This is a genomic window from Mycobacterium sp. 852013-51886_SCH5428379, assembly GCF_001665575.1.
GTDB lineage: Bacteria > Actinomycetota > Actinomycetes > Mycobacteriales > Mycobacteriaceae > Mycobacterium.
Genome location: NZ_LZSU01000004.1, coordinates 1 through 22,855, shown reverse-complemented (window position 1 = coordinate 22,855; position 22,855 = coordinate 1). Strand labels below are relative to the sequence as shown.

The 22,855-nt window shown below is 69.3% G+C and carries 23 protein-coding genes; 11 read left to right on the top strand and 12 right to left on the bottom strand.

The features are described 5' to 3' along the window. Nucleotides 1-48: 48 nt before the first annotated feature. Genes A5757_RS00690 through A5757_RS00680 form a run of 3 tightly spaced genes read left to right on the top strand, consistent with a single transcriptional unit; the run spans nucleotide 49 to nucleotide 1,733 of the window. Nucleotides 49-375: a helix-turn-helix transcriptional regulator gene (locus A5757_RS00690; RefSeq protein ID WP_066828046.1), complete on the top strand. Its 327-nt coding sequence runs from the start codon at nucleotides 49-51 to the stop codon at nucleotides 373-375. Beyond that, nucleotides 375-866 (top strand): SRPBCC domain-containing protein, encoded by a 492-nt coding sequence (locus A5757_RS00685; protein WP_066828045.1) that lies wholly within the window; start codon nucleotides 375-377, stop codon nucleotides 864-866. Before A5757_RS00690 ends, A5757_RS00685 begins: the two co-directional genes overlap by 1 nt. Nucleotides 867-899: 33 nt before the next feature. Further along, complete coding sequence (locus A5757_RS00680; protein ID WP_066828044.1) at nucleotides 900-1,733, top strand: SDR family NAD(P)-dependent oxidoreductase; 834 nt, start codon at nucleotides 900-902, stop codon at nucleotides 1,731-1,733. A 6-nt stretch (nucleotides 1,734-1,739) separates the two neighbouring features. Here A5757_RS00680 and A5757_RS00675 read toward each other — a convergent pair whose 3' ends face one another. Next, the gene (locus A5757_RS00675; RefSeq protein ID WP_197497218.1) at nucleotides 1,740-2,237 is read right to left on the bottom strand and encodes a hypothetical protein; all 498 of its coding nucleotides are present in this window, start codon (nucleotides 2,235-2,237) and stop codon (nucleotides 1,740-1,742) included. Nucleotides 2,238-2,305: 68 nt separating this feature from the next. On the opposite strand from A5757_RS00675, the gene A5757_RS00670 reads away from it, so the two are divergent. Both A5757_RS00670 and A5757_RS00665 read left to right on the top strand, forming a co-directional pair. After that, nucleotides 2,306-2,917 (top strand): M15 family metallopeptidase, encoded by a 612-nt coding sequence (locus A5757_RS00670; protein WP_066828043.1) that lies wholly within the window; start codon nucleotides 2,306-2,308, stop codon nucleotides 2,915-2,917. Between the two features lie 89 nt (nucleotides 2,918-3,006). Beyond that, a complete protein-coding gene (locus A5757_RS00665; protein WP_066828042.1) occupies nucleotides 3,007-4,224 on the top strand; it encodes an MFS transporter in 1,218 nt (405 codons plus the stop codon). On the opposite strand, the gene A5757_RS00660 is transcribed toward A5757_RS00665, so the two are convergent. The 6 genes from A5757_RS00660 to A5757_RS00635 form a co-directional block, all read right to left on the bottom strand. Then, nucleotides 4,217-4,969 (bottom strand): SDR family oxidoreductase, encoded by a 753-nt coding sequence (locus A5757_RS00660; protein WP_066828041.1) that lies wholly within the window; start codon nucleotides 4,967-4,969, stop codon nucleotides 4,217-4,219. The genes A5757_RS00665 and A5757_RS00660 overlap by 8 nt on opposite strands. A gap of 26 nt (nucleotides 4,970-4,995) precedes the next feature. Further along, nucleotides 4,996-5,919 carry an alpha/beta hydrolase gene (locus A5757_RS00655; RefSeq protein ID WP_066828040.1) on the bottom strand — a complete coding sequence of 308 codons (924 nt, stop codon included), beginning with the start codon at nucleotides 5,917-5,919 and terminating at the stop codon, nucleotides 4,996-4,998. After that, the gene (locus A5757_RS00650) at nucleotides 5,916-6,530 is read right to left on the bottom strand and encodes a TetR/AcrR family transcriptional regulator (RefSeq protein WP_066828039.1); all 615 of its coding nucleotides are present in this window, start codon (nucleotides 6,528-6,530) and stop codon (nucleotides 5,916-5,918) included. Before A5757_RS00650 ends, A5757_RS00655 begins: the two co-directional genes overlap by 4 nt. Further along, the gene (locus tag A5757_RS00645; RefSeq protein WP_066828038.1) at nucleotides 6,527-7,852 is read right to left on the bottom strand and encodes an NAD(P)/FAD-dependent oxidoreductase; all 1,326 of its coding nucleotides are present in this window, start codon (nucleotides 7,850-7,852) and stop codon (nucleotides 6,527-6,529) included. The genes A5757_RS00650 and A5757_RS00645 overlap by 4 nt, the downstream gene beginning before the upstream one ends. Before the next feature lie 66 nt (nucleotides 7,853-7,918). Continuing rightward, nucleotides 7,919-10,462 carry an RNA helicase gene (locus A5757_RS00640; RefSeq protein WP_066828061.1) on the bottom strand — a complete coding sequence of 848 codons (2,544 nt, stop codon included), beginning with the start codon at nucleotides 10,460-10,462 and terminating at the stop codon, nucleotides 7,919-7,921. 28 nt (nucleotides 10,463-10,490) lie between these two features. Then, nucleotides 10,491-11,795 carry an acyltransferase gene (locus tag A5757_RS00635; RefSeq protein WP_231983844.1) on the bottom strand — a complete coding sequence of 435 codons (1,305 nt, stop codon included), beginning with the start codon at nucleotides 11,793-11,795 and terminating at the stop codon, nucleotides 10,491-10,493. 51 nt (nucleotides 11,796-11,846) lie between these two features. Between A5757_RS00635 and A5757_RS00630 the strand changes: the two genes are divergently transcribed. Continuing rightward, nucleotides 11,847-13,319 (top strand): phospholipase D-like domain-containing protein, encoded by a 1,473-nt coding sequence (locus tag A5757_RS00630; protein WP_066828036.1) that lies wholly within the window; start codon nucleotides 11,847-11,849, stop codon nucleotides 13,317-13,319. 17 nt (nucleotides 13,320-13,336) lie between these two features. Here the strand turns inward: A5757_RS00630 and A5757_RS00625 are convergent, their stop codons facing one another. The 4 genes from A5757_RS00625 to A5757_RS00610 form a co-directional block, all read right to left on the bottom strand. Further along, nucleotides 13,337-14,497 carry an EAL domain-containing protein gene (locus tag A5757_RS00625; RefSeq protein ID WP_066828035.1) on the bottom strand — a complete coding sequence of 387 codons (1,161 nt, stop codon included), beginning with the start codon at nucleotides 14,495-14,497 and terminating at the stop codon, nucleotides 13,337-13,339. A gap of 66 nt (nucleotides 14,498-14,563) precedes the next feature. Then, nucleotides 14,564-15,475 (bottom strand): sucrase ferredoxin, encoded by a 912-nt coding sequence (locus A5757_RS00620; protein WP_066828034.1) that lies wholly within the window; start codon nucleotides 15,473-15,475, stop codon nucleotides 14,564-14,566. Continuing rightward, the gene (locus A5757_RS00615) at nucleotides 15,472-16,680 is read right to left on the bottom strand and encodes a cupin domain-containing protein (protein WP_066828033.1); all 1,209 of its coding nucleotides are present in this window, start codon (nucleotides 16,678-16,680) and stop codon (nucleotides 15,472-15,474) included. Before A5757_RS00615 ends, A5757_RS00620 begins: the two co-directional genes overlap by 4 nt. A gap of 9 nt (nucleotides 16,681-16,689) precedes the next feature. Then, on the bottom strand, nucleotides 16,690-16,935 hold the full coding sequence (locus tag A5757_RS00610; protein WP_066828032.1) for a BatC protein: 246 nt from the start codon (nucleotides 16,933-16,935) through the stop codon (nucleotides 16,690-16,692). Nucleotides 16,936-17,072: 137 nt separating this feature from the next. On the opposite strand from A5757_RS00610, the gene A5757_RS00605 reads away from it, so the two are divergent. The 5 genes from A5757_RS00605 (at nucleotide 17,073) to A5757_RS00585 (ending at nucleotide 22,078) form a co-directional block, all read left to right on the top strand. Beyond that, entirely contained in the window at nucleotides 17,073-17,573 is a 501-nt protein-coding gene (locus tag A5757_RS00605; protein ID WP_066828031.1) for a nuclear transport factor 2 family protein, read from the top strand. Next, complete coding sequence (locus A5757_RS00600; protein ID WP_066828030.1) at nucleotides 17,570-18,286, top strand: CoA pyrophosphatase; 717 nt, start codon at nucleotides 17,570-17,572, stop codon at nucleotides 18,284-18,286. The genes A5757_RS00605 and A5757_RS00600 overlap by 4 nt, the downstream gene beginning before the upstream one ends. Before the next feature lie 77 nt (nucleotides 18,287-18,363). Then, nucleotides 18,364-20,310, top strand: a complete 1,947-nt coding sequence (locus tag A5757_RS00595; protein ID WP_066828060.1) for an NAD(P)/FAD-dependent oxidoreductase — start codon at nucleotides 18,364-18,366, stop codon at nucleotides 20,308-20,310. Then, complete coding sequence (locus tag A5757_RS00590; RefSeq protein ID WP_066828029.1) at nucleotides 20,303-21,328, top strand: alcohol dehydrogenase catalytic domain-containing protein; 1,026 nt, start codon at nucleotides 20,303-20,305, stop codon at nucleotides 21,326-21,328. Before A5757_RS00595 ends, A5757_RS00590 begins: the two co-directional genes overlap by 8 nt. Before the next feature lie 12 nt (nucleotides 21,329-21,340). After that, on the top strand, nucleotides 21,341-22,078 hold the full coding sequence (locus tag A5757_RS00585) for an SDR family NAD(P)-dependent oxidoreductase (RefSeq protein WP_066828028.1): 738 nt from the start codon (nucleotides 21,341-21,343) through the stop codon (nucleotides 22,076-22,078). A gap of 12 nt (nucleotides 22,079-22,090) precedes the next feature. Here the strand turns inward: A5757_RS00585 and A5757_RS00580 are convergent. Beyond that, a partial coding sequence (locus A5757_RS00580; protein ID WP_156618074.1) for an HNH endonuclease signature motif containing protein occupies nucleotides 22,091-22,855 on the bottom strand: 765 nt, incomplete at its 5' end.

Here is a 22,855-nt window from a genome sequence, read left to right as displayed (position 1 = left end):
CGACGTATTCCTTGACAGGAATATGTCATCGCACCTACGTTTGGCGGTGTGCAGGTCACGGTCTTCGAGGCGCTCGGTGAGCCGAGTCGTCTGCGGATCGTCGAACTGCTGCGAACCGGCCCGCGTTCGGTCGGCGAGATCGCCGAGTCGCTCGGTATCCGTCAACCGCAGGCCAGCAAGCACCTTCGGGTGCTCAGTGACTCGGGGATCGTTGCGGCGGAAGCCGTTGCGAGACAACGGATCTATCACCTCGAGCCAGGGCCGATGCAAGAGATCGGCCGCTGGGTCGATTCGTTCGAGCACCTGTGGGAGGCCCGGCTCGACTCGCTCGGCCGTTACCTCGACTCGTTGACCACCGAAGGGGAAGACGTCTGATGCTGCTGAAGATGTTGAAGGGCAAGGAATTCCGTTTCGAGCGCACTTACCGTGCGCCGCTGGACACCGTCTGGCGCGCGTGGACCGAACCCGAGATGCTCCGGCAGTGGTGGGGCCCGGAGAAAACGTTCGTACCCGAATGCGAGATCGATCTGCGTGTCGGCGGCGCCATCTACGTGGTGATGGAGGCGGGGCCGGAGATGGGCAAGTATCAGGGCACCCGCTGGCCGATGGCGGGCACCTTCACCCGCGTCGACGACCGCGCCCGGCTGACCTACGACGCACGCTCGTGGACCGAGGGCGACGACGGCGCGACGATCCTGCACGTCAACGACATCACCTTCGGCGAACGGGACGGCGAGACGACGGTTCTGCTCGAGGTCAACATCTCGAAGATCGGGCCGAAGGCGAAGCTGGCGGCGTTCGGCATGAAGTGGGGATACAAGTCCCATCTCGACAAGCTCGGCGACTTCCTGACCGCGTCCTCCTGACAGGAGCGAGGTCCATTCCGTACGGTCCACGGCATGGACGGAGTCGTGGTGATCACCGGCGGGGCCGGCGGAATGGGTTCGGCGACGGCGCGGATCGTCGGCCGCGAGCAGGACGTCGTGCTGTGCGATGTGCGCAAGGACCGCCTCGACGCGGCGATCGCCGAACTCACCGGATCGAGCGTGTCCGCCACGGGTGTGCACGTCGACGTGACCGACCGCGCCGCGGTCGACCGGCTGTTCGGATCGCTGGAGGCACCGATCGCGGCGGTAATTCACGCCGCGGGTGTCAGCCCCAGCATGGGTGACGCCGACTACGTCATGCGCACCAACGCCGTCGGCACGGTCAACGTCAACGAAGCGTTCTACGCGACTGCGGGCGAGGGGGCCGCGATCGTCAATGTGGCGTCGATGGCCGCGCACATGCTGCCCGACGAGCTGATCCCGACCGCGCAGTTCCCGACTGCCCTGGTCGACGAGGACGCCTTCATGACCGAGATGCTGACCGCGTGCGCGATCGCACCCGAGGAGGCCCGGTCGGGACTGGCCTACGCGCTGAGCAAGAGCTTCGTCCGCTGGTACAGCACGGCGCAGGCCGAACGGTTCAACAGCCGGGGTCTACGGATCGTCTCGGTCTCCCCGGGCTCCGTCGACACTGAGATGGGTCGCCTGGAGGAACAGGCGGGCGCGGGCGCGATGGTCGCCGACGCCGCCGTACCGCGGTGGGGGAAGGCCGAGGAGATGGCCGAACTCCTCGCGTTCTGCGCCGGCCCCAAGGCCGGCTACCTCACCGGAACCGACATCCTCAACGACGGCGGGGTCGTCGCGTCGATGCGGGAGCGGGCCAGGGTCGCCGCCGCCGGCGGCTGACGTCGCTCAGGTGCGGCAGAGCTCACCCAGCCGACCGCTGAGCGCGTCCAGTTCCCGCGACAGCGCCTCCTGGCCGGGGTCGGTGTTGCGGGCGCCCGCCGTGGCCGCGATCCCGAAGTCGAGCAGTCCGTTCGCGAACCGGCGGATGGCATCGGCCAGATCGGGTGGTGTCGCGGGTTCGAGATGCAGCAGCAGGTACTGCCCGCCGTCCATCAGCGCCACCCGCGCGGCGGCCGCCGCGGCCAGAGCGCCGGTGACGTCCGCGGAGCCACCGGGCGGCGTGACATTGGTGTTGATCGCCACCCCGGTGCGCACCGACGAGAACGCGCCGCAGGCGCTGTCTTTCGCGGCCGACTGCTGCTCCGCCGAGTAGATGGAACCCGGCCTGCTCTGCCACCACGTCCACCCCGACAGGGCGAGCGCCGCGACGGCGAGCAGCAACGCCAGGCCCGCCACCACCCCGGCGCGACCGGACCGGACGTTGTGGTGATCCGGTGCAGGCATGGCGATGATCCTAATGACGCCGACCCGTGTGCCACCGCCGCGCCCGGACGGCACAATGACAGGTCACCATGCTTGCTCACCCACACCTGCTCGGCGCAGCCGCCGCGGCCCTCGCCGCGGCAGTCCTGCTGGCTTCCGCCCCGGCATCCGCCGATCCCGCCGCCGACGACTCCGTGGTCGGCCCCGCCGCGGCCGGTCCGCCGCAGGACGTCCCGCCGTTCTCCGTCGGCACCGCGGCGACCGACACGTTCGGCGGCTCGCTGCCCGACGGCGAGACCCTCACCGCGTTCGATGTGACGAACCCCGTCATCGGGCGGATGGACCCGGCGCTGCTGGCGGCCGTGCAGAAGGCCACGGAGGCGGCCGCGGCCGAGGGCGTCACCGTCGTCGTCAACTCCGGCTGGCGGTCCCCGGGCTTCCAGCAGCGGCTGTTCGATGACGGTGTGCGGACCTACGGCAGCCCCGCGGCGGCCGCCGAATTCGTCGCGTCACCCGAGACGTCGATGCACGTCTACGGCAAGGCGGTCGACGTCGGCGGTCCCGACGCCGCGGCGTGGATGTCGCGCAACGGCTCCCGGTTCGGGCTCTGTCAGGTGTACGCCAACGAACTCTGGCACTACGAGCTGACCGCCGGACCCGACGGCACCTGCCCGCCGATGAGGCCGAACGCCGCAGGCTGACAGGCCGGTCCGGCAGGTCAGCCAGGTGGACTTGGTGGGGGTCGTCACAGAATTTGTTTCAGCGGGCGGGGTCCGAGAACTCTGGTGGGGTGACCGCTGTCTCCACTGCCCCTGCTTCCCCTACCTCCGCCCGCCCAGAAACCCAGCCCGCCGGCATCGCGGTGGTCGCCGCCGCGCTCGCGATCATGTTGGTGGCGGCCAATCTGCGGCCCGCCGTGGTAGGCGTCGCCCCGCTGGTCGGCGAGATCAAGGCGACGATGGGCTGGAGCAGCGCCGTGGCGGGTCTGCTGACCACCTTGCCGGTGCTCGTCTTCGGACTGGTCGCGCCGCTGGCGCCGCGGGCGGCGGCCCGGTTCGGGATCGAGCGCACCGTGCTCGTTTCGCTGGTGGTGCTCGCCGCGGGCGCCGCCGTGCGGTACGTGCCCGATCCCGTCGCGCTCTTCGGTGGTTCGGCGCTGGTAGGTGCCGGTATCGGGATCTGCAACGTGGTGCTGCCCTCGCTGATCAAACGGGACTTCGCGCATCGCTCCGGGTTGATGACGGGGCTGTACTCGATGACGCTGTCGGGCGGCGCGGCCGTGGCGGCCGGGGTGACCATCCCCGTCAACGACGCCCTTCACGGGAACTGGCGGTTGACGCTGGCGAGCTGGGCGTTCTTCGCGTTGGTGGCGACGGTGGCGTGGCTTCCGATGCTGCGGCGGATCCACCGGCTGGAGGTCGGGCCGAAGCTGGAACCTCTGTGGCGCAACGGGATCGCGTGGGCGATCACGATCTTCATGGCCGCACAGTCGCTGATCTTCTACACGTTCACCGCGTGGCTGCCGGACTATCTGATCGAGCGCGGGATGTCGGCGGCCGGTGCCGGTGCGGTGCTGGCGTCGGGTCAGGTGGCCGCGCTGCTGATGTCGCTGGCCGCACCGATCGTCGCGGGCAGATACGCCGACCAACGACCGGTCACGTTCCTGGCGCTGCTGGCGACCGCCGTCGGCTTCGTCGGTCTGCTCGCCACCGAGTCCGTGCCCACCCTGTGGGTGATGTGCGTGATGGCCGGACCCGGCGCGTCGATCAGCCTCGCCCTGCTGTTCATGGTGCTCCGCAGCACCTCGACCGCCCAGACCGGGCAGGTCTCCGGAATGTCGCAGAGCGTGGGTTATCTCCTGGCCGCGATCGGACCCGTGGCCATCGGGGCGCTGCACGATCTGACCGGATCGTGGACCATTGCGATGGCCGCGCTGGGTCTGGCGCTCATCCCGCAGGCCGCCGCCACGATGCTGGCGGGCAAGAACGTGAAGATGGGTGTTACTTGAGGATCCGCGGCGACAGCTGCACGAGTTCGGGCACCACACTGGGGTTCTGGTACGCCGTGACGGCCAGCGATACCAGCGTGGTGGCGACGTCGCGCAGCGCCGACATCTGCGCGGGGAGCTGGCCATGCTCCACCCAGGACCGGAACAGCACGGCGAGCAGATCGCGATCCGCACCGCGCAGGATCTCGGTGTCGGCGGTCGGACCGATACCGACCCGGATCAGCGACAGCTCCGGATGTTCACTGCGCCACGACCGCAGGATCTCGTCGAGCGCCGCCTTGCTCGCGCTGTAGGCGGCGACACCGGCACGCGGGCGGCCGACGTCGTGGCTGGAGGCGATCAGCACCACCCCCCGTTCCGAGAGGTGCGGCAGTGCCGCGCGCAGGACGTTGTTGGCGCCGAACGCGTTGACCAGCATCGCGTGCTGCCACGTCGCGTCGTCGGTGTCCTCGATGTGGGCGAACGGGACGACGGTGCTGGTGAACACCACCACGTCGAGGCCACCGAGCGTCTCGGCGGCGGCGTTGACCACGGTGTTGATGGACGATGCGGACTCGACGTTGAGCTCGAACGCCGTTCCGCCGATGGAGTCGGCCAGTTCGGACAGCAGTTCGGTGCGTCGCGCGGCCACCGCCACGGTCGCCCCGCGTTCGGCCGCGCTGACCGCCACCGCCCGTCCGATACCCGACGAGGCGCCGACGACGAGCATGCGCGTCTGATGGAGGTCCGAATGCGGTTCGTCCACCGTTGACCTTTCGTTGTGAGGTAACCCTAAGTGGTGGACATTACCCGCAGCGTCCGGGTGAGGAACGCGACCTGGTCCTCAGCGACCGGCTCGAACCAGTCGTGGCCGGGCCACACGTCGAAGTGATCGCACGGATAGTGATGCACGATCGCCCGCCCGTGCACGGCGGTCTTCTGCACGGACGCCGCGGGCACATAGCGGTCGAAGTCGGCGATCTGTACCAGGAGCTTGGCGCGTAACCGCTTCGCTGCCGCGGTGGTCCGCACCGAGAGCACCTGCATCCCCACCGACGAGTCGACCTCGTTGCGCCACGTCGGGCCCGCCATCGCGGTGTAGCTGTCGTAGGCGCCGTCCAGGGCCAGCGCACCGGGTTCGCCGGGGCGGGCCGCGAGGGGGAAGAAGACAGGATCTTTACCGCGGGCCACCCGGATGCGGCTCTTGACGCCGAGCGCGGTCCACTTCAGCGCCGACGCGACGTCGCGATGCTCGATAGCCGCGCGGCTGACCGCGAGGCCGCTGGTCATCGGGGTCATGGCGACCACCGCGGCGACGTCGTCGCGTTCGGCGCCCACCCGGATCACGTGGCTGCCGGAGAACGACGACCCCCACAGCACCACCCGGTTGCGGTCGACGCCCGGCAGTAGCTGCGCCTCGGTGATCGCCGCGTGGTAGTCCGCCATCTGGCGCGGGATCGAGACCGACTGTCGCGGTGAGCCTTCGGAAGCGCCGAACCCCCGGTAGTCGAACGCGAAGACGTCGAGACCCGCCGCGCTGAGCCGTTCGGCGAACGGCGCCAGCCCGGAGTCCTTCGTCCCTCCGAAGCCATGGCCCATCACCACGACGGGACGGCCGGCGGGGCCGTCGACGCGGCCCTCTTCGCCGGCACCGGGAAAATGCCAGGCGCTGCAGCGCGATCCGTCGGAGTCGAAGGTGATTTCGTGAGGTGTCATGTCGATGTCCTGCCGTAGATGCCGCCCAGCCACAGCGCCGCGGCGCCGTCCATCAGTTGTTCGCGCGTCAACGGTCCGCCCAGCGTCAGCCGCTCCAGCAACCGGTCGTTGAACTCCATCAGCACCGACGCCAGCACGGTCGCGTCGACGCCGTCCGGGGCGGCGCCCGCGGCGCGTTCGGTGGTGATCATCTCGGCCACCGACGCGACGAACGATTCGCGGGCGCTGTCCCACACCTCCTGCACGGTGCCGCTGACGGCGCGCGCGGCCAGCAGTGCCGAGAACAGGTACCGGTGTGCCTCCCAGGTCGCGACGACGCCCTCGATCATCGTGCGGATGCGCGACTCCGGCGCGCCACCGGCCAGGGTGAAGACGTCGTTGACGAAGAACGCGTCGTCGAGGACGCGTTCCATCAGCGCCGCCAGCGCCACCGCCTTGTTCTCGAAATAGAAGTAGAACGCCGACCGGGTGACGCCCGCGTGCCGGGTGATGTCGGCGATGGTGACGGCTTCGAAGCTGGACTCCCGCAGGACCTGGTGCAGCGCATCGAGAATCGCGTCGCGCCGGTCGTCGCTGCGCTGCGGTGCCCGCCGATCGGTGGGCGACCTCATGCCGGGACCGCGCGGGCGAGCCCGGCAGGCAGTTCGCGGCGGGCGATGTCGTGCTCGTAGTAGAAATAGTCGATCTGCTGGGTGTGGCGTGGCCGGTCGACGCAGTGGCCCGCGTGCAGATCCTGGTCGGCGTCGATGACGCGGTCCATCTCCGCGGCCGGGGGCAGCGCGTACCGGCCGACCGCATAGGCCGCGAGCACCCGCGACTGGCACTCCACGAACGGGAACAGCGTCGGCACCGCCTGTGCGAAACCGATGAGGACCAGATTGTCGATACCGGGCACGAACATCCGCTTGTACAACCGGATTTGGTTGTCCGGTGCGCTGAGGAAGCCGGGGTCGAAGAACGGGAAGGTGATGTTGTAGCCGGTGGCGTAGACGATGGCGTCGAACTCGTCGCTGGAACCGTCCTCGAAGTGCACGGTGCTGCCGTCCAACCGGGTGACGTTCGGTTTGGGGATGACGTCCCCCGAGCCGAGCCGAAGCGGCAGTTCCACCGATTGGGTGGGGTGGGCCTCGAAGAGTTTGTGGTTGGGCGCGGGCAGGCCGTAGAGCGTGGGATCGGTGCCCAGCATCGGCGCGATGGCCTGAATCGCCTTGCGCTGCCACGACAGTGGCAGATAGGGCGTGGTGCGGAAGAACTTGTCACCGGGTCGGCCCGCGATGTACTTCGGGACGATCCACGCGCTGGACCGAGTGGACAGCGTCACCCGGTTCTGCAGGGCCTTCGACGACAGCTCGACGGTGATGTCGGCGGCGCTGTTGCCCAGACCCACCACCAGGATCCGTTTACCGGTCAGCGTCAGCGGGGTCTGCGGATCCACATAGTGGTGCGAGTGGATCGTCTCGCCGGTGAAGGTGCCGGGGAACTCGGCCATCCGCGGATCCCAGTGGTGTCCGTTGGCGACGACGAGCAGATCGAACTCCCGGTGCCGGCCGGCCTGATCCTCGATGTCCCAGCGCCCACTCGGCTTTCGGGCGGCGTGTACGACGCCGTTGCCGAACTCGATCTGGTCGAGTAGGCCGAACGTCTCGGCGTAGGCGTCGAGGTAGGCCTTGATGTCGCTGTGATGCGGAAAGGACGGGAAGTGCTCGGGGATCGGAAAGTCCTTGAACGCCAGGCGGTGTTTGGAGGTGTCGATGTGCAGCGACCGGTAGGCGCTGCTGTGGCCGTTGGGGTTGCCGAACGCCCAGTTGCCGCCGATACGGTCGGAGGACTCGAAGACGGTGTAGGGCACCCGGTAGTCCTTGAGCATCTTGCTCGCGGTCAGACCGCTGATACCGGCGCCGATGACGGCGGTTCGAGGCAGGGTTGCGGCCATCGGCGCTCCTCCATTTGACGTACGTCAATGGATACTGACACGTGTCAGACCTGCGGCGCAGCAGTTTCAGTCGAGACGTCCGGCGTCGACGACGCGGATCACCGCGACCCCTTCGTCGTCGGAGGCCGCGAGATCCACCTCCACGTCGAACCCCCAGTCGTGATCGCCCGCCGGATCGTCCAGGATCTGCCGGATTGCCCAGGTGTCGGGCTTGCGGTCGATGATCAGCAGGGCCGGTCCCCGCGCGTCGGCTCCGGTGTTGACGTCTGCGTGCTCGTCGAAATACGCGTCGCCGACGTCCTGCCACCGCTGGGCGGTCCAGCCGGATCCGGCGTCGAGTTCGCCGAGGTCCTGCCAGCGTTCCCGGGCGAACAGTTCGACCCGCCGGAACAGCGCGTTGCGCACCATCGCGGTGAACGCTCGCTCGTTGCCAGTGAGCGGACGGGGCCGGGTCGGCACCTGCACCGGTGCGTCGAGCGGCTGGTCCGGGCTGGTGAGTTGCTCCCATTCGTCGAGAAGGCTGGAGTCGACCTGGCGGACGAGCTCGCCGAGCCATTCGACGATGTCGGTGAGTTCCTCGGTGCGCGCGGCGGCGGGCACCCCGGAACGCAGCGCCTTGAAGGTGTCCGAGAGATAGCGCAGCACAGCGCCTTCCGACCGGGTCAGGCCGTAGACGCTGACGTACTCGCGGAACGTGAACGCGCGCTCCCACATCTCGCGTACCACCGACTTCGGCGACAGTCCGGCGTCGGCGGCCCACGGATTGGTCTGCAGGTAGGCCTCGAACGCGTGCTCGAGGAGTTCCTGGAGCGGTTTGGGATAGGTGACCTCGTCGAGCAGTTCGATGCGCTCGTCGTACTCGATTCCGTCGGCCTTCATCTGCGCGACGGCCTCGCCCCGGGCCTTGTTCAGCTGGGCGGACAGGATCTGGCGCGGATCTTCGAGCGTCGCCTCGATGACCGAGACGATGTCCAAGGCATAGGTTTCCGATTCTGCGTCCAGCAGGTCGATCGCGGCGAGCGCGAACGTCGACAGCGGCTGGTTCAGGGCGAAATCGGCCGGCAGGTCGACGGTCAGCCGGTACCGGACGGGGCGAGCGGAGCGACGGGAAATGAACGTGCCGTCGGGCGTATGGGAATCCTCGAGCCGTTCGAGGACCCCGGCCTGCAGCAGGGAGCGGGCGATGCCCACCGCCTCCCGGATCAATCGCAGCTGCTTCTTGCGCGGTTCGTGGTTGTCGGTGAGCAGCCGGCGCATCGCGATGAACGGATCGCCCGGACGATCGACGACGTCGAGGATCATCGACGTCGACACCCGCATGTTGCTCGTCAACGGTTCCGGCGATGCGGCGACCAGTCGATCCATGGTGGCCTGGCCCCACGGCACCATGCCCTCGGGTGCCTTGCGCCGCACCAGCTTCCGTCGCTTCTTGGGATCGTCGGCGACCTTGGCGAACTGTTTAAGGTTCTCCACCTCGTGGTCGGGGGCCTGCACGACGACGGTGCCCGCGGTGTCGTAGCCCGCGCGGCCCGCGCGCCCGGCGATCTGGTGGAACTCGCGTGCGTTGAGCAGTCGGGTGCGGGTGCCGTCGTACTTGGACAGCGCCGAGAACACCACGGTGCGGATCGGCACGTTGATCCCGACGCCGAGGGTGTCGGTCCCGCAGATGACCTTGAGCAGCCCGGCCTGGGCGAGCTGTTCGACCAGCCGGCGGTACTTCGGCAGCATGCCCGCGTGGTGGACGCCGATGCCGTGGCGGACCAGCCGGGACAGGGTGGTGCCGAAGGCCGACGAAAAGCGGAACGCGCCGATGTTCGCGGCGATCGCGGCCTTCTCCTCCTTGGTGGAGACGTTGACGCTCATCAGTGCCTGAGCCCGCTCCAGCGCAGAAGCCTGCGTGAAGTGCACGACGTAGATCGGCGCCTGCCGGGTGTCGAGCAGTTCCTGGATCGTTTCGTGCATCGGCGTGGTGGCGTAGCTGTGGAACAGTGGCACCGGGCGTTCGGCGTTGGCCACCAGCGCCGTCGGCCGCCCGGTGCGGCGGGTGAGGTCCGCCCGCAGCGCGGTGACGTCACCCAGGGTCGCCGACATCAGCAGGAACTGCGCCCGCGGCAGTTCCAGCAGCGGGACCTGCCACGCCCAGCCGCGTTCCGGGTCGCCGTAGAAATGGAACTCGTCCATGACGACCAGACCGATGTCCGCGTCCGCGCCCTCCCGCAGCGCGATGTTGGCGAGCACCTCGGCAGTGCACGCGATGATCGGTGCATCGGAGTTGACGGCCGCATCGCCGGTGAGCATGCCGACGTTCTCGGCGCCGAACACCTCACACAGTGCGAAGAACTTTTCGCTGACCAGCGCTTTGATCGGCGCGGTGTAGAAGCTGACCCGGTCCGCGGCCAGCGCGGCGTACTGCGCGCCGGTCGCCACCAGTGACTTACCCGATCCGGTCGGTGTCGCGAGCACCACGTTGGAGCCGCTGACCAGTTCGATCAGCGCCTCCTCCTGCGCCGGATAGAGGGTGGTGCCGTTGGACTCCGCCCACGCGGCGAACGAGGCGAAGAGCTCGTCGGGGTCGGTCGTGTTCGCGGGCGGGGACAGGAGGGAGGTCATGGTGCCCACCAGCGTGCCTGATGGCCGCTCAGGTCGTGACGGCCGACCTGTCCCGCGGCCGGACCGCGACCAGGAGCGCACCCGCGCAGAACAGCACGGTCACCAGGACGGGGAACCGGCCGCCGGGCGCGAAACCGGCCGAGGACAGCAGTGACAGCGCCAGCGCACACGCCGCGGTGCCCACGTACAGCGCGGCCTCGGCGAGCCGGTCGGGCACCGGGGCCGTGAACGTACGGATCGGTGGGGTGAACAGGCGGCGGCGCCAGGCGATCAGTGCCAGCAGCGCCGCGGCGACGACCCCGAGCACCAGCTCCCACTCGAGCCGGGCCAGCCACCAGGCGCCCGAGCCCAGCGGCGGCTGGGGCAGCAGCCCGGTGGGATAGCCGACGAGGGTCACCAGGATCACCGGCAGCATGTGCCACAGGTACAGCGCCATCACGTTGTCGTTGGCGGTGCCGAGCAGCCGTGGCCACCGGCCGCGCGCGAGCACCCTGTTCAGGACGGGCGCGAGGGCGAACAGCACACCGATCTGGGTGATGGCCAGCGCGAGCAGCGCCACCGACGGGGGGGCGCTGTTCTCCACCCGGTCACCGGGGACGCCGATCATCGCGATCGGATATGGGCCCCACGTCACCAGCGCGGGTAGCGCCAGCGCGCCGACGACGGACAGCGCCAGCAGGAGACGACGGCACAGGAGCCCGCCGTGCCAGGCGATGCCGAGTTGATAGATCGCCGCCCAGCAGAAGAAGTAGTTGACCATCCGGATCTCCGGATGGCCGCTGCTGATGCCGATCACGTCGACGATGAGGACGCTCGCGGCCAGCACCGCGGGCACCTTGAGGCCCCAGCGCCGATGCGCGGCGACGGCGACGGGGGTCAGCGCGACCACCATGAGGTACACCGCCAGGAACCACAGGTGCATCGCCACGGCCCAGCCGCCGAGTTCCAGTACCTCGCCGTCGATTCCGGCGATCATGAGCGCGCTGATAACGCCGAGGATCACCACGGCGTAGACCGCTGTCGGGCCGAGGGTGTGCACGACCCGCCTGCGGACCCACTCCTGCCGCGCGTGGCTGCCGTCGGGTCGCCGCGACCAGGAGACCGCACTGGCGTAGCCGGCGACCGCGAAGAACACCGGGACGACTTGGAAGATCCAGGTGAGCCACTGGGTCCACGGCATCAGCACCAGCGGGTTGTCGCGGCCGAACTCGCCGTCGCGGTAGGTCATCACCGACAGCAGCCAGTGCCCGATCACCACCAGCAGCACCGCCGCGGACCGGTAAAGATCAAGTGCGGACTCGCGCGGGGGCGAGGAAGCTCTCACCTGTGGCACGGTAGCCGAACCGGGGCCCGCCACCGGTGCGCATGTGGTAGACACACCGCTGTGTCTGCTGGCGACGGATACCTCCTGGTTCCCGGCCAGACCTGCTGGCGCGTCGAGCACGCCGACCGCTACGCGTGCGTCATCGACGGCGCGGACTACTTCCATCACGTCAAATCCGCGATGCTGCGCGCTCATCGCCGGATCGTTCTCATCGGCTGGGATTTCGACACCCGGATGCTGTTCGAACCCGCCGACAAGACCACGCGCGGGCCCAATCAGCTCGGGATGTTCCTGCGTTGGCTGGTGCGGGTCCGGCGGGATCTCGACGTCTACCTGCTGAGGTCGAATCTGCGGCTGGTGCCCGTCCTGCAGGGCATCTGGGGCCAGATGACCCCGGTGGCGCTGTTGAACTGGTTGAGCAGCGAGCGGTTGCACTTCGCCATAGACGGTGCTCATCCGACCGGATCGGTCCATCACCAGAAGATTGTCGTCATCGACGATGCGGTGGCGTTCTGCGGCGGTATCGACCTGTCCCTCGACCGCTGGGACACCCCGGCCCATGAGGAGCGGAATCGCTTCCGGCGCAACGCCGGCCGCAGCTACGGCCCCCGCCATGACGTGGTGGTGGCAGTGGACGGGGCCGCGGCCCGCACGCTCGGCGAGCAGGCCCGGGACCGCTGGCGCACCGCGACGGGCCAGGCCCTCGAACCGATTGAGGAGGGCCGCGACGCCTGGCCGCGTGGACTCGAACCCACCCTTCGCGATCTCGACGTCGGGATCGCCCGCACCCTGCCCGAACTCGGCCCCCGCAAGGAGGTTCGTGAGATCGAGGCGATGAACCTCGCGGCGATCGCCTCGGCCCGCGAGGTGATCTACCTGGAGAACCAGTACCTGGCGTCCCGGGACATCGCCGATGCGCTGTGCGCCCGCCTGCATGAGGACGACGGCCCCCAGATCGTGGTCGTCATGCCCCGGAGTTCGGAGAGTCGGCTCGAACAGCAGGCGATGGACAGCGCCCGACATCGGCTGCTCCAGAAACTCTGGGCTGCAGACCAATACGACCGGATGGGGGTCTACTGGCCGGTGGCCGAGGCCGGCACGCCGATCTACGTGCACTCCAAGGTGATGGTGATCGACGACCGGCTGCTGCGAGTGGGTTCCTCGAATCTGAACAACCGGTCCATGGGCTTCGACAGCGAATGCGATGTGATCGTCGAAGCGGATCGCGCCGACGACGCGGTGGCCATCCGGACGGCGGTAGCGTCGATCCGCAACCGGCTGATCGCCGAACACCTCGGCGTTCCGCCCGACGAGTTCGAGCGGGTCATGGGCGAGCATGGCGGATTCCTCGAGGCGATCGAGGCGTTGCGCAGCGAGGCGGACGGAAAGACCCTGCGCCGTTTCACCGAAGAGACGGTGGCGGGGGAGGCGAGCGTTCTGGCCGAGAACGATCTGATGGATCCGGACCGGGTGCCGCAGTCGTTGTCGCAGAGCGTGCAGCGCTGGATCGCCGGGTTGACCGACCGGCCTTAGCCGTCCGTCCTGGCGCGTCAGGGGATGCGGGCCAGCAGATCCCGTGCCAGCCGGACGACGAGATCGCGGTCGTAGGTGATGGCCAGATCGGTCCTCAGCTCGTCCCAGCGCGCCCACGGATTCTGCCGGGCACCATCGAGCCGGGTCACCAGCGCCGCCGCGAAGTGCGGTCCCAGCGCCAGCAGCACCCACTCGTCGCTCAGCGGATCGTCGGACCGCAACGCGACACCGCGCACCCCGGCGCCGAAGTCGGCCGCCGCCCGGTCGGCGAATACCGCGACCAGCGGGGAGTTCTCGGCGATCGCCCGATAGCGCTCCCGCAATCCGTCGTTGTAGAACTCGTCTCGCTGAATCGCCGTCAGCACGATCGCGGGATCGGGGCCGTGCCCGGCCTGTTCACCGATGAGCTGCGACAGCGCCACCATCGTGTCCAGCGGCGCCGAGCGGATCGTTGTGCCCGACGAGACCAGGTCGAACAGTGAGCACATGGCGGGCGCCGGCAGCACGTCGACCGGCGGCCGCATCGGCGGGACGGCCGGGGTGTCGACGCGCAGCACCGCGCGGCCGAACCGGTAGCCCTGCCCGTACGTGGCACCCAGGCTGAGCGCCTGCTCCACCTGCTGGTCGGTCTCGATACCCTCCGCCACGATCGTGGCGCCGGTGCGCTCGTGATAGGCGAGGACGGCGGCGATGGTGCGAGCCTGCTCCCGGTCGGGACGCCGTTCCAGCAGGCCCATGTCGAGTTTGACCAGATCCGGCCGCAGCACATCGAGTAACGCGGCCGACGCCGGATGGCTGCCGACGTCGTCAAGGGCCACCGATACGCCGTTGTCCCGCAATTCGGTGACCGTGCGCAGCAGCAGCCCCGGATGGGCCAGCAGATTGCGCTCGGTCAGCTCGAAGACGAGGTCGTAGAGTTCCCGGGCACGGGTGAGCGCCGGATCGGCCGCTATCCCGTGGTGGTCACCACCGGGCTCGCAGTTGACGAGAAGCAGTGCGCCGTCGGGGATCTGCTGTTCGACAGCTCCGTTGACAGCCTGCGGGGTGACGCCGCTCAGTTCCGGCCAACGCGCGAGCGCCTCGTAACCGACGACGGATTCCTCGGGCAGCCGGACCACCGGCTGGAATGCCGAGACCACGCCCTGTCCCGAGGCGGCGATACCGAGCGGTTCCAGCACGTGCCACCTCTGTCGACGGTCGCGGATGATCGGCACGATAACAAGTACGGGCTGTTTCCGGATCGCTTAGTGGGCGTCGTGCTCGGGACTCTCACCAATGCGCAATGCACGCAGCGTGAAGATCCGGACGCGGCCGGGCACTTTCGCGTGACACTGCGACAGCAGCGGTTCGGACTGTCCGACGTCGAGAACGACCTCGATGGGTCCGGGTGCGGCGTCCAGTAGGACGCGGACACCGTCCTCGTCCTGGTCGACCGCAAGCGGCGGCAGGGCGGCGATGCGGTCGTCGCCGTAGGCCTGCCGGGCGAAATGCTGTGCGGCCTGCACGGCGTGCGGGAGGCTGGTGCGCCCGCGCAGGAAGTCGTTGTCGAGCCTGCCGTCGAGATACAGCCGGACCAGACCTGCGGCGTCGGTGGAATCGACACGCCCATAACACAATCCGTGCGGCAGGATCAGCATCGTGGCGGCGAACCGGTCACCGCCCAGGTGGGAACACTCCCAGGTGATCTCGGGATACGCCGCGGCGATCGCCGCGGTGGCGCCGCGCCCTCGCACCGCGCAGCACCTGTCGTGCTTCCCGTGCGCGCAGATTGCCACCACCGGTTCGGTGGTGACGGCGCCGTCGGATCCGTCGAGCGCCAACTCGAGATAGTCGGCCGGACCGGCCACCTCGCCGGCGTACAACCTCTCCGCGCCGGCTTCGGCCTCGGCGATGTACCACCGCCACCGCCGCTCGGCGTCGCGACGACCGTGCCGACGAATCGCCGCGATCCGCATGCCCGCGGCCTCGACGCGGCGCACGATGGAACGGCCGAGGCCGGGATCGATCACCGACGGCGACTGCAGGAGCGCCGAAGGCCCCCAACCGCCGGATAATTCGAGCAGCAGCCACCGCTTTCCGGCCGAGGCGGTGCCGTACATGGGATCGGCGCGCGCCAGCGACGCGTCGCTGCAGGCGAGCCCGGTATCAGAGGTCATCGTGCCGCCGGGACCACGACGCCCTCACGCAGCAGCCTGCGGATCAGCACCGTCGCGTCGGCCTCGTCGAGGCCCGGCATCGTGGTGGCGTCGGCGATGTGTCCGCGGTGCAGCGCGCCGACGGCCTCCGCGCACAGGGCGGGAAACGAGATGGCCCGGTCGGGCAACTGCAGGGTGATCCGGTCCCCGCCGCTGCCGATGGTCGCCACCAGACCGTGCCGCCAGCGCACCGCGATCGTGTCGGCGTTGTCGACGGCCTCGAGGGTGGCCAGCGGGCGGACGGGAACGGGGCGGGTGCGGTCGGCGTGACGGCGGGTCAGCTGTGCGGCGGCGCTCGCGCCGAGCTGGGCGCCGTCGTCGCGCAGCCGGTCGACCACCTCGGCCATCACCTTGGTCACCGTCGCGACGAGTTCATCGCGGTCGGTGGCGTCCCCGGTCATCGGCAGGGACTCCCGGAACGCGGCGTCGGCGGCGAGCTGGTCGACCACCGCGCGGGCGACGTCGAGGCGGGTCACCGCGGACACCCCGACGGTCAGGTGGATCGACGTGGTGTCCTGGGCCTGCGCGGAGTGCACCCAGCCCCGCGGCAGATACAGCGCGTCACCCGGTGTCAGCACCGTGTCGATGACCGGTGCGCCGGTGACGCGTTCGGCGATCGCGTCGCGGTGGCCGGTCCATGGCTGTGACGGCAGGGGATGCTCGTGGACGGGTTCATGCACGATCCAGCGTTTGGTGCCTGCGATCTGCAGGACGAAGACGTCGTGGACGTCGTAGTGCGGATCGAAACCGCGATTGGTGGGCGGGGTGATGTAGGCGTTGGCCTGTACCGGATGGCCGAGATCGTCGACGGCGGCGCGGACGAAATCGATCATCGGCGGCCACAATCGGTGCAGTCCCTGCAGCACTATGGTCGCGCCCGCGGCGAACTGCGCGAGCACCTTGGCCGAATCCACCTGATCGGGCATTTCGGCGCCGAATCCGGCGGGGCCCAGATAACAGTCCTTGGCCAGGACGTCGCCCTCTTTGGCCATACGTAGAAATGGTGCGCGAACCCCGCGCTCGGCGATCAGCTCGTCGACCGCAGCGGGTGAGAGCAGATCACCGAAATCGCGGGGCAGCGCGTCGGAACGGCTGAGCAGTGGTTTGCGACCCCAGTATTCGCGGGCGAACGTCTGCGGGTCGACGGTGATGCAGCGGCTCAGCATGGTTCCCCGTCAGGCGGTGCCGTCGGCCCCGCCGTCGTGGCCGTCGGGGTTGGAGCCGCCGTCAGCGGTACCTTCGCCCGAGGCGGTGCCGTCGGCCCCGCCGTCGTGACCGTCGGGGTTCGAGCCGCCGTCGGCCGTGCCCTCGCCCGAGGCGGTGCCGTCCGCGCCGCCGTCGTGGCCCTCAGGGTTGGAGCCGCCGTCCGCGGTGCCCTCGCCGCCGCCGGAGGTGGTGATGTCGTTGTCGTCCAGTGCCATGTCAGACCTTCCTTTTTTGTCAGACGCATCGCTGCGGGCTGGGCAGCGCCACGTCCGGTCGGTGTTGCCGCGCATCGGCCGGTCGAAACGGGTTCGTATATTCGATGCGCACCAAGCGTATGGCGAAGGAGCCGGATATGGGTCAGGTCGAAGATGTCCGGGACTGCCGAGACCTCGAGGCGATCAAACAGCTCAAGGCCCGCTACTGCCGGCTGCTCGACACCAAGGACTGGGCGGCCTGGCGCGCGCTGTTCACCGACGACTTCGTCAGCGACACCTCCGCCGCCGGCGGCAAGCTGATCCGCGGTGCCGACGATTTCGTCGCCTTCACCCGCAGGAGCCTGCGGTCGCAGCCGACCGTGCACCAGGTGCACGCACCTGAGATCGAACTGACCTCGCCGACCACGGCGCACGGGGTGTGGGCGCTCGAGGACGTCGTCCGGTTGGCGCCCGGGGTGAACATGCGCGGCTACGGCCACTACACCGAGACCTACGAGAAGACCGCCGACGGCTGGCGGATCAAGACGTCGACCCTGACCCGACTGCGGGAGGACTTCTTCAACGGCCTTGTGTCCGTGTATGTGTCGGACCGCATCCGCAAGGTGCTGGCCAGGATCGCCGAACGGATGGACGCGTGACCCTCGCCTACAACGACGCCCTGCGCGATCGCATCCGTCGACACCTGGCCGGCCACGACCGCCGCGCCGTCGCCGACCCCACCAAGCGACACGCGGCCGTCGCGGTCGTGCTCGTCGATTCGGAGGCCGGGGAGGACCGGGTGGATCCGGCGCCCGTGGACGACTGGATCGCCGGCCGGCCGATGGAGGCCGGCCTCGACGGCCGGATGGTCGACGTCTCGGGTGGGGCGGCGTTTTTGCTGTGCCGCAGAGCCTCTCGGCTGAGCATCCATTCCGCGCAGTGGGCGCTGCCCGGGGGCAAGCTCGATCACGGCGAGGACGCGGTCGAGGCCGCGCTGCGCGAACTCGACGAGGAGGTCGGCGTCGCGCTGCCGGATTCGGCGGTGCTCGGCCTGCTCGACGACTATCCGACTCGTTCGGGCTACGTCATCACCCCCGTGGTGATCTGGGGTGGCGGCCGGCTGGACCTGCGCCCGGCGCCCGACGAGGTGGTGGCTGTCTACCGGGTCGGACTGCACCAGCTCCAGCGCGAGGACTCCCCGCGGTTCATCACCATCCCCGAGAGTCCGCGGCCGGTGGTGCAGATCCCGCTGGGCAACGACCTGATCCACGCGCCGACGGGTGCGGTGCTGCTGCAGATGCGGTGGCTGGGGCTGGAGGGCAGACCCGACCCGGTCGACGAACTCGAGCAGCCGGTCTTCGCCTGGCGCTGAGTTCGGCCCCGCGAAGCCCGGCAGCCCGTTACGATACGCCGCGTAGCGTATTTATGGCACCACGGGAAGGACGCTTCATGCGGAACCGCTATGCCGGGAGCCCGTTCACCACGCCGACCGACGAGATCGCCGCGGCGCTCGAGGATGTCAGCGTCCCGACACTGCTCCTCAGCCTCGTCCACATCGCCGGGGACACCCGCTACATCGAGGAGTTCGCCCAGGCCGGGCTGTTCCTCAACGAGATCCAGGGCTTCATGTCCGAAGAGGACAAGGCCAGGGCGCGGGCCGTGGCGCTCGAGGTCATCACCGATTATCGCGACCGCGGCTGCCCGGAACCGGCACCGCTGAGCCCAGCCGTCGTCAAGCGGATGATGGACTGGGCCGCGTGCGAACCGGTCGGCGACGAGTACCTCCCGCTGATGAGCGAGGAGCTCGACCTCGAGGGTGCCGACCCTCGCCGGCCCGAACCCGTGGATCCCGCGCAGGCCGCCGACTGTCCGGTCCTGGTGATCGGCTGCGGGGAATCCGGCCTGCTGGCCGCGATCCGCCTCAAGCAGGCCGGGCTGCCGTTCACCGTCGTGGAGAAGAACGCAGGACCGGGCGGGACCTGGTGGGAGAATTCCTATCCCGGTGCGCGGGTCGACGTGGCCAACCACTTCTACTGTTACAGCTTCGAACCGAGCAACCGGTGGAGCCACTACTTCGCCGAACAACCGGAACTGCGCGAGTACTTCGTCGACGTGATGACCAAACACGGTGTCGCCGAACATGTTCGCTGGCAGACCGAGGTGATCGCCGCGGCGTGGGACGACGCCGCCGGACAATGGGATGTGACACTGCGCGGACCAGACGGCGCCATCTCCCACGTCAGCGCGCGGGCGGTCATCACCGCGGTCGGCCAGCTCAACCGGCCGGCCGTTCCCGACATTCCCGGCGCCGACACCTTCGCCGGCCCGGCGTTCCACTCGTCGGCCTGGGATCCGGACGTCGACGTGCGGGGTAAGCGGGTCGCGCTGATCGGCGCGGGCGCCAGCGGATTTCAGATCGCCCCCGCGATCGCCGCCGACGTCGCGCAACTGACCGTGTTCCAGCGCACCGCACAGTGGATGTTCCCGAATCCGATGTACCACGACCGTGTCGGCGACGGCGTGCGCTGGGCCATGGAGCACCTGCCGTTCTACAGCCGCTGGTATCGGTTCCTGGTGCTCTGGCCCGGCGCCGACAAAGGACTGGACGCCGCGCTGGTCGACCCCGCCTACGAACCGCAGGACCACGCCGTCAGCGAGATGAACGCGATGGCGCGGATGATGTTCACCGAGTGGATCACCAGTCAGGTCGGGGACGACACCGAACTGCTCGACAAGGTGCTGCCCGACTATCCCGCCACCGGCAAACGCACGCTGCAGGACAACGGCAGCTGGATCCGTACGCTGCGCCGCGACAACGTCGACCTGGTGCGCACGCCCATCGACCGCATCACCCCGACCGGGGTGGTGACCGCCGACGGCATCGAGCACCCCGCCGACATCATCGTGTACGCCACCGGATTCCGTGCCACGCAGGTACTCTGGCCGATGACGATCACCGGTCGCGACGGCGCCGATCTGCGCGAGGTGTGGGGCGAGCGGCCCTACGCGTACCGCGGCATCACCGTCCCGGGCTTCCCGAACCTCTTCCTGACCTACGGACCGGGGACCCATCTCGCCCACGGAGGCAGCCTGATCCTCAACTCCGAACTGCAGATGCGCTACATCGGGCAGTGCCTGGCCCGGCTGGCCGACGGACTGCATTCGATCGAACCCACACCCGAGGCCACCGAGCAGTGGCGGAACCGGTCCCAGCAGGCGATCCGGCAGACGGTGTGGGCGCATCCGTCGATCCGCCATTCCTACTTCAAGAACGTGTACGGCGAGATCCACACCGTGAGCCCCTGGCGGCTCCCGGAATATCACGCTGCCGTCACCGAACCCGTCTGGGACGACTACACCGTCACCGCGGCAACGGATTTGAGCCGACATGCGTAGCGTCGTCATCGACGGACCCGCGGCGGTGCGGGTCGAGACGAGGACCGATCCGGTGTTGCCGGGCCGCGACGGCGCGGTGGTGGCGGTGACCGCGGCCGGCATCTGCGGGTCGGATCTGCACTTCTACGACGGTGACTATCCGATTCTGGATCCGGTAGCTCTCGGTCACGAGGCGGTCGGGACTGTCGTCGAGGTCGGACCGGATGTGCGCACGGTGCGGGTCGGTGACCGGGTCATGGTGTCCTCGGTCGCCGGATGTGGACACTGCGCGGGATGCGCGACGCTGGACCCGATCCGGTGCCACAGCGGTCCACAGATCTTCGGCAGCGGCGTCCTGGGGGGAGCGCAGTCCGATCTGCTCGCGGTGCCCGCGGCGGATTTCCAGTTGCGCGCGATCCCGGAGGGCATCGACGACGAGCAGGCGCTCCTGCTGACCGACAACCTCGCGACCGGCTGGGCGGCGGCGCAGCGGGCGGACTTCCGGGCCGGCGCGACGATCGCGGTGATCGGGCTCGGTGCCGTCGGACTGTGTGCGGTGCGCAGCGCACTGTCGCTCGGCGCGGCGACGGTGCTGGCGGTCGATCCGGTGGCGCAACGCCGGGACCGGGCGGCGGCGATGGGCGCAACGCCCGTGGCGCCCACGGCGACCGAGGCGGCGATGACGCACACCGGTGGTCTCGGGGTCGACGCGGTGATCGATGCGGTCGGCAACGACACGTCGATGTCCGACGCGCTGACCGCCGTGCGGGCGGGCGGCACCGTATCGGTGGTCGGTGTGCACGATCTGCAGCCGTTCCCGTTTCCCGCGACGTTCGCGCTGCTGCGCAGTGTCACGCTGCGGATGACGACCGCCCCGGTTCAGCAGACCTGGCCGCAGCTGATTCCGCTGCTGCAGTCCGGGCGGCTCTCGGTCGATGGCATCTTCACCACCGAGCTGCCGCTGGACCGCGCCGCCGAGGGTTACGCGGCCGTGGCCGCCCGCTCCGGTGACGTCGTCAAGATCCTGCTGCGAACCTAGAGAGGAGCACCGATGCCGGGAGTCATCGTGACCGGAGGCGCGTCGGGCATCGGCCGGGCCAGCGCCGAGGCGCTCATCGCCGACGGACGTCGCGTCATCTTGTGGGACATCGCCCCTGAGGTGACCACGGCGGGGGAGGCGCTCGGTGTGCCCGCAGCGGTGGTCGACGTCTGCGACGGCGCGCAGATCGCCGCGGCCACCACGTCCGCGGCGGAGACCCTGTCGGGGATCGACGGTCTGGTGCATGCGGCGGGGCGGGTGATCCCGGAACCGGTGGGCACGTTCACCGAGGACTCGTGGGACGCCGTGCTGGACGTGAACCTGCGCGCGCAGGCCATGATCACCCAGCTGATCCTGCCGTACCTCCAGGAGTCCGCCCGCTCGGGTGCCCACCCCGCGATCGTCGGGATATCGAGTATCGAAGGGCTGCAGGCCAATCCGTTCATTCCCGCCTACTGCGCGTCGAAAGCGGGGTTGCTCGGCCTGACCCGGTCGATGGCAGCGCAGCTCGGTCCCGAGGGCATCCGGGTCAATGCTGTGTGCCCCGGCTTCATCGAGACGCCGATGCTGCAGATCGCGCTCGACGTCGACGAGGTACGCGAGGGATTCATCAGCGCGGCTCCGCTCGGACGGCTCGGGCAGCCCGGGGACGTCGGCGCGGCCGTCGCATTCCTGATGTCGCCCAAGGCGTCGTTCATCACGGGATCGCACCTGGTCGTCGACGGCGGGGTGACGTCGCGGCACCCGTGAGATGTAGCCGCGCTACGCGGCGGCCGGTGGTGGTTTGGGTTGGTAGGGGGTGTACCACCACCAGTCGGCGCGTTCCCCGGTGGGTCCGGGGCACGGTTTCACCTCGGGTGGAGGTGTGGTGGGTGGCCGGGCGAGGGCGCGGTTGGTCATGGGTTGGCCGGTGGCGTCGGTGATGACGAGTCGGTCGGCGGGTCCGGTGAGGGTGATGTCGCCGCGGTGATGGGCGCGGTGGTGAAACGGGCAGACCAGGGCCAGGTTCCCTAGTTCGGTGGGGCCGCCGTCTTCCCAGTGCTGTAGATGGTGGGCGTGTAGGCCGCGGGTGGCCCCGCAGCCGGGGACCACGCAGCAGTGGTCGCGGTGTTCCAGGGCGCGGCGTAGGCGGCGGTTGATGGTGCGGGTGGAACGCCCGGCGCCGATGACGCGCCCGTGGCGTTCGAACCAGACCTCGCAGGTGGCGTCGCACAGCAGGTACTGGCGCTCGGCGTCGGTGAGCAGCGGCCCCAGATGCAGTGCGGCGACGTGCTTGTCGACGTCGACGTGCGCGACGACGGTGGTGTGCTGTCCGTGCGGACGGCGCTCGGCGTCGGCGTCCCAGCCGGCCTCGACGAGACGATTGAAGGCATCGAGGTTCGTCGGGAACGGGGTGGTGTCCTCGGGGTCCTCGGCGTCGCGGTCGTGGATCAGGGCGTCGCGGTGCGATTGCAGGGCGGCGTCGAATGTCGCGGCGTCCAACTTCGGCAGGGTGATCGTCCAGGTGGTGGTCTCGCCGTGGTCGCG

What these genes read in the sequence shown, in the direction of transcription:
- A5757_RS00615 (WP_066828033.1), bottom strand. Translation starts at nt 16,680, where the DNA reads ATGCTGAGCCGCTGCATCACCGTCGACCCGCAGACGTTCGCCCGCGAA.
- A5757_RS00655 (WP_066828040.1), bottom strand. Translation starts at nt 5,919, where the DNA reads ATGACACCTCACGAAATCACCTTCGACTCCGACGGATCGCGCTGCAGC.
- A5757_RS00590 (WP_066828029.1), top strand. Translation starts at nt 20,303, where the DNA reads ATGCGTAGCGTCGTCATCGACGGACCCGCGGCGGTGCGGGTCGAGACG.
- A5757_RS00645 (WP_066828038.1), bottom strand. Translation starts at nt 7,852, where the DNA reads ATGGCCGCAACCCTGCCTCGAACCGCCGTCATCGGCGCCGGTATCAGC.
- A5757_RS00675 (WP_197497218.1), bottom strand. Translation starts at nt 2,237, where the DNA reads ATGCCTGCACCGGATCACCACAACGTCCGGTCCGGTCGCGCCGGGGTG.
- A5757_RS00640 (WP_066828061.1), bottom strand. Translation starts at nt 10,462, where the DNA reads ATGACCTCCCTCCTGTCCCCGCCCGCGAACACGACCGACCCCGACGAG.
- A5757_RS00685 (WP_066828045.1), top strand. Translation starts at nt 375, where the DNA reads ATGCTGCTGAAGATGTTGAAGGGCAAGGAATTCCGTTTCGAGCGCACT.
- A5757_RS00620 (WP_066828034.1), bottom strand. Translation starts at nt 15,475, where the DNA reads ATGACCTCTGATACCGGGCTCGCCTGCAGCGACGCGTCGCTGGCGCGC.
- A5757_RS00595 (WP_066828060.1), top strand. Translation starts at nt 18,364, where the DNA reads ATGCGGAACCGCTATGCCGGGAGCCCGTTCACCACGCCGACCGACGAG.
- A5757_RS00585 (WP_066828028.1), top strand. Translation starts at nt 21,341, where the DNA reads ATGCCGGGAGTCATCGTGACCGGAGGCGCGTCGGGCATCGGCCGGGCC.
- A5757_RS00670 (WP_066828043.1), top strand. Translation starts at nt 2,306, where the DNA reads ATGCTTGCTCACCCACACCTGCTCGGCGCAGCCGCCGCGGCCCTCGCC.
- A5757_RS00650 (WP_066828039.1), bottom strand. Translation starts at nt 6,530, where the DNA reads ATGAGGTCGCCCACCGATCGGCGGGCACCGCAGCGCAGCGACGACCGG.
- A5757_RS00610 (WP_066828032.1), bottom strand. Translation starts at nt 16,935, where the DNA reads ATGGCACTGGACGACAACGACATCACCACCTCCGGCGGCGGCGAGGGC.
- A5757_RS00680 (WP_066828044.1), top strand. Translation starts at nt 900, where the DNA reads ATGGACGGAGTCGTGGTGATCACCGGCGGGGCCGGCGGAATGGGTTCG.
- A5757_RS00605 (WP_066828031.1), top strand. Translation starts at nt 17,073, where the DNA reads ATGGGTCAGGTCGAAGATGTCCGGGACTGCCGAGACCTCGAGGCGATC.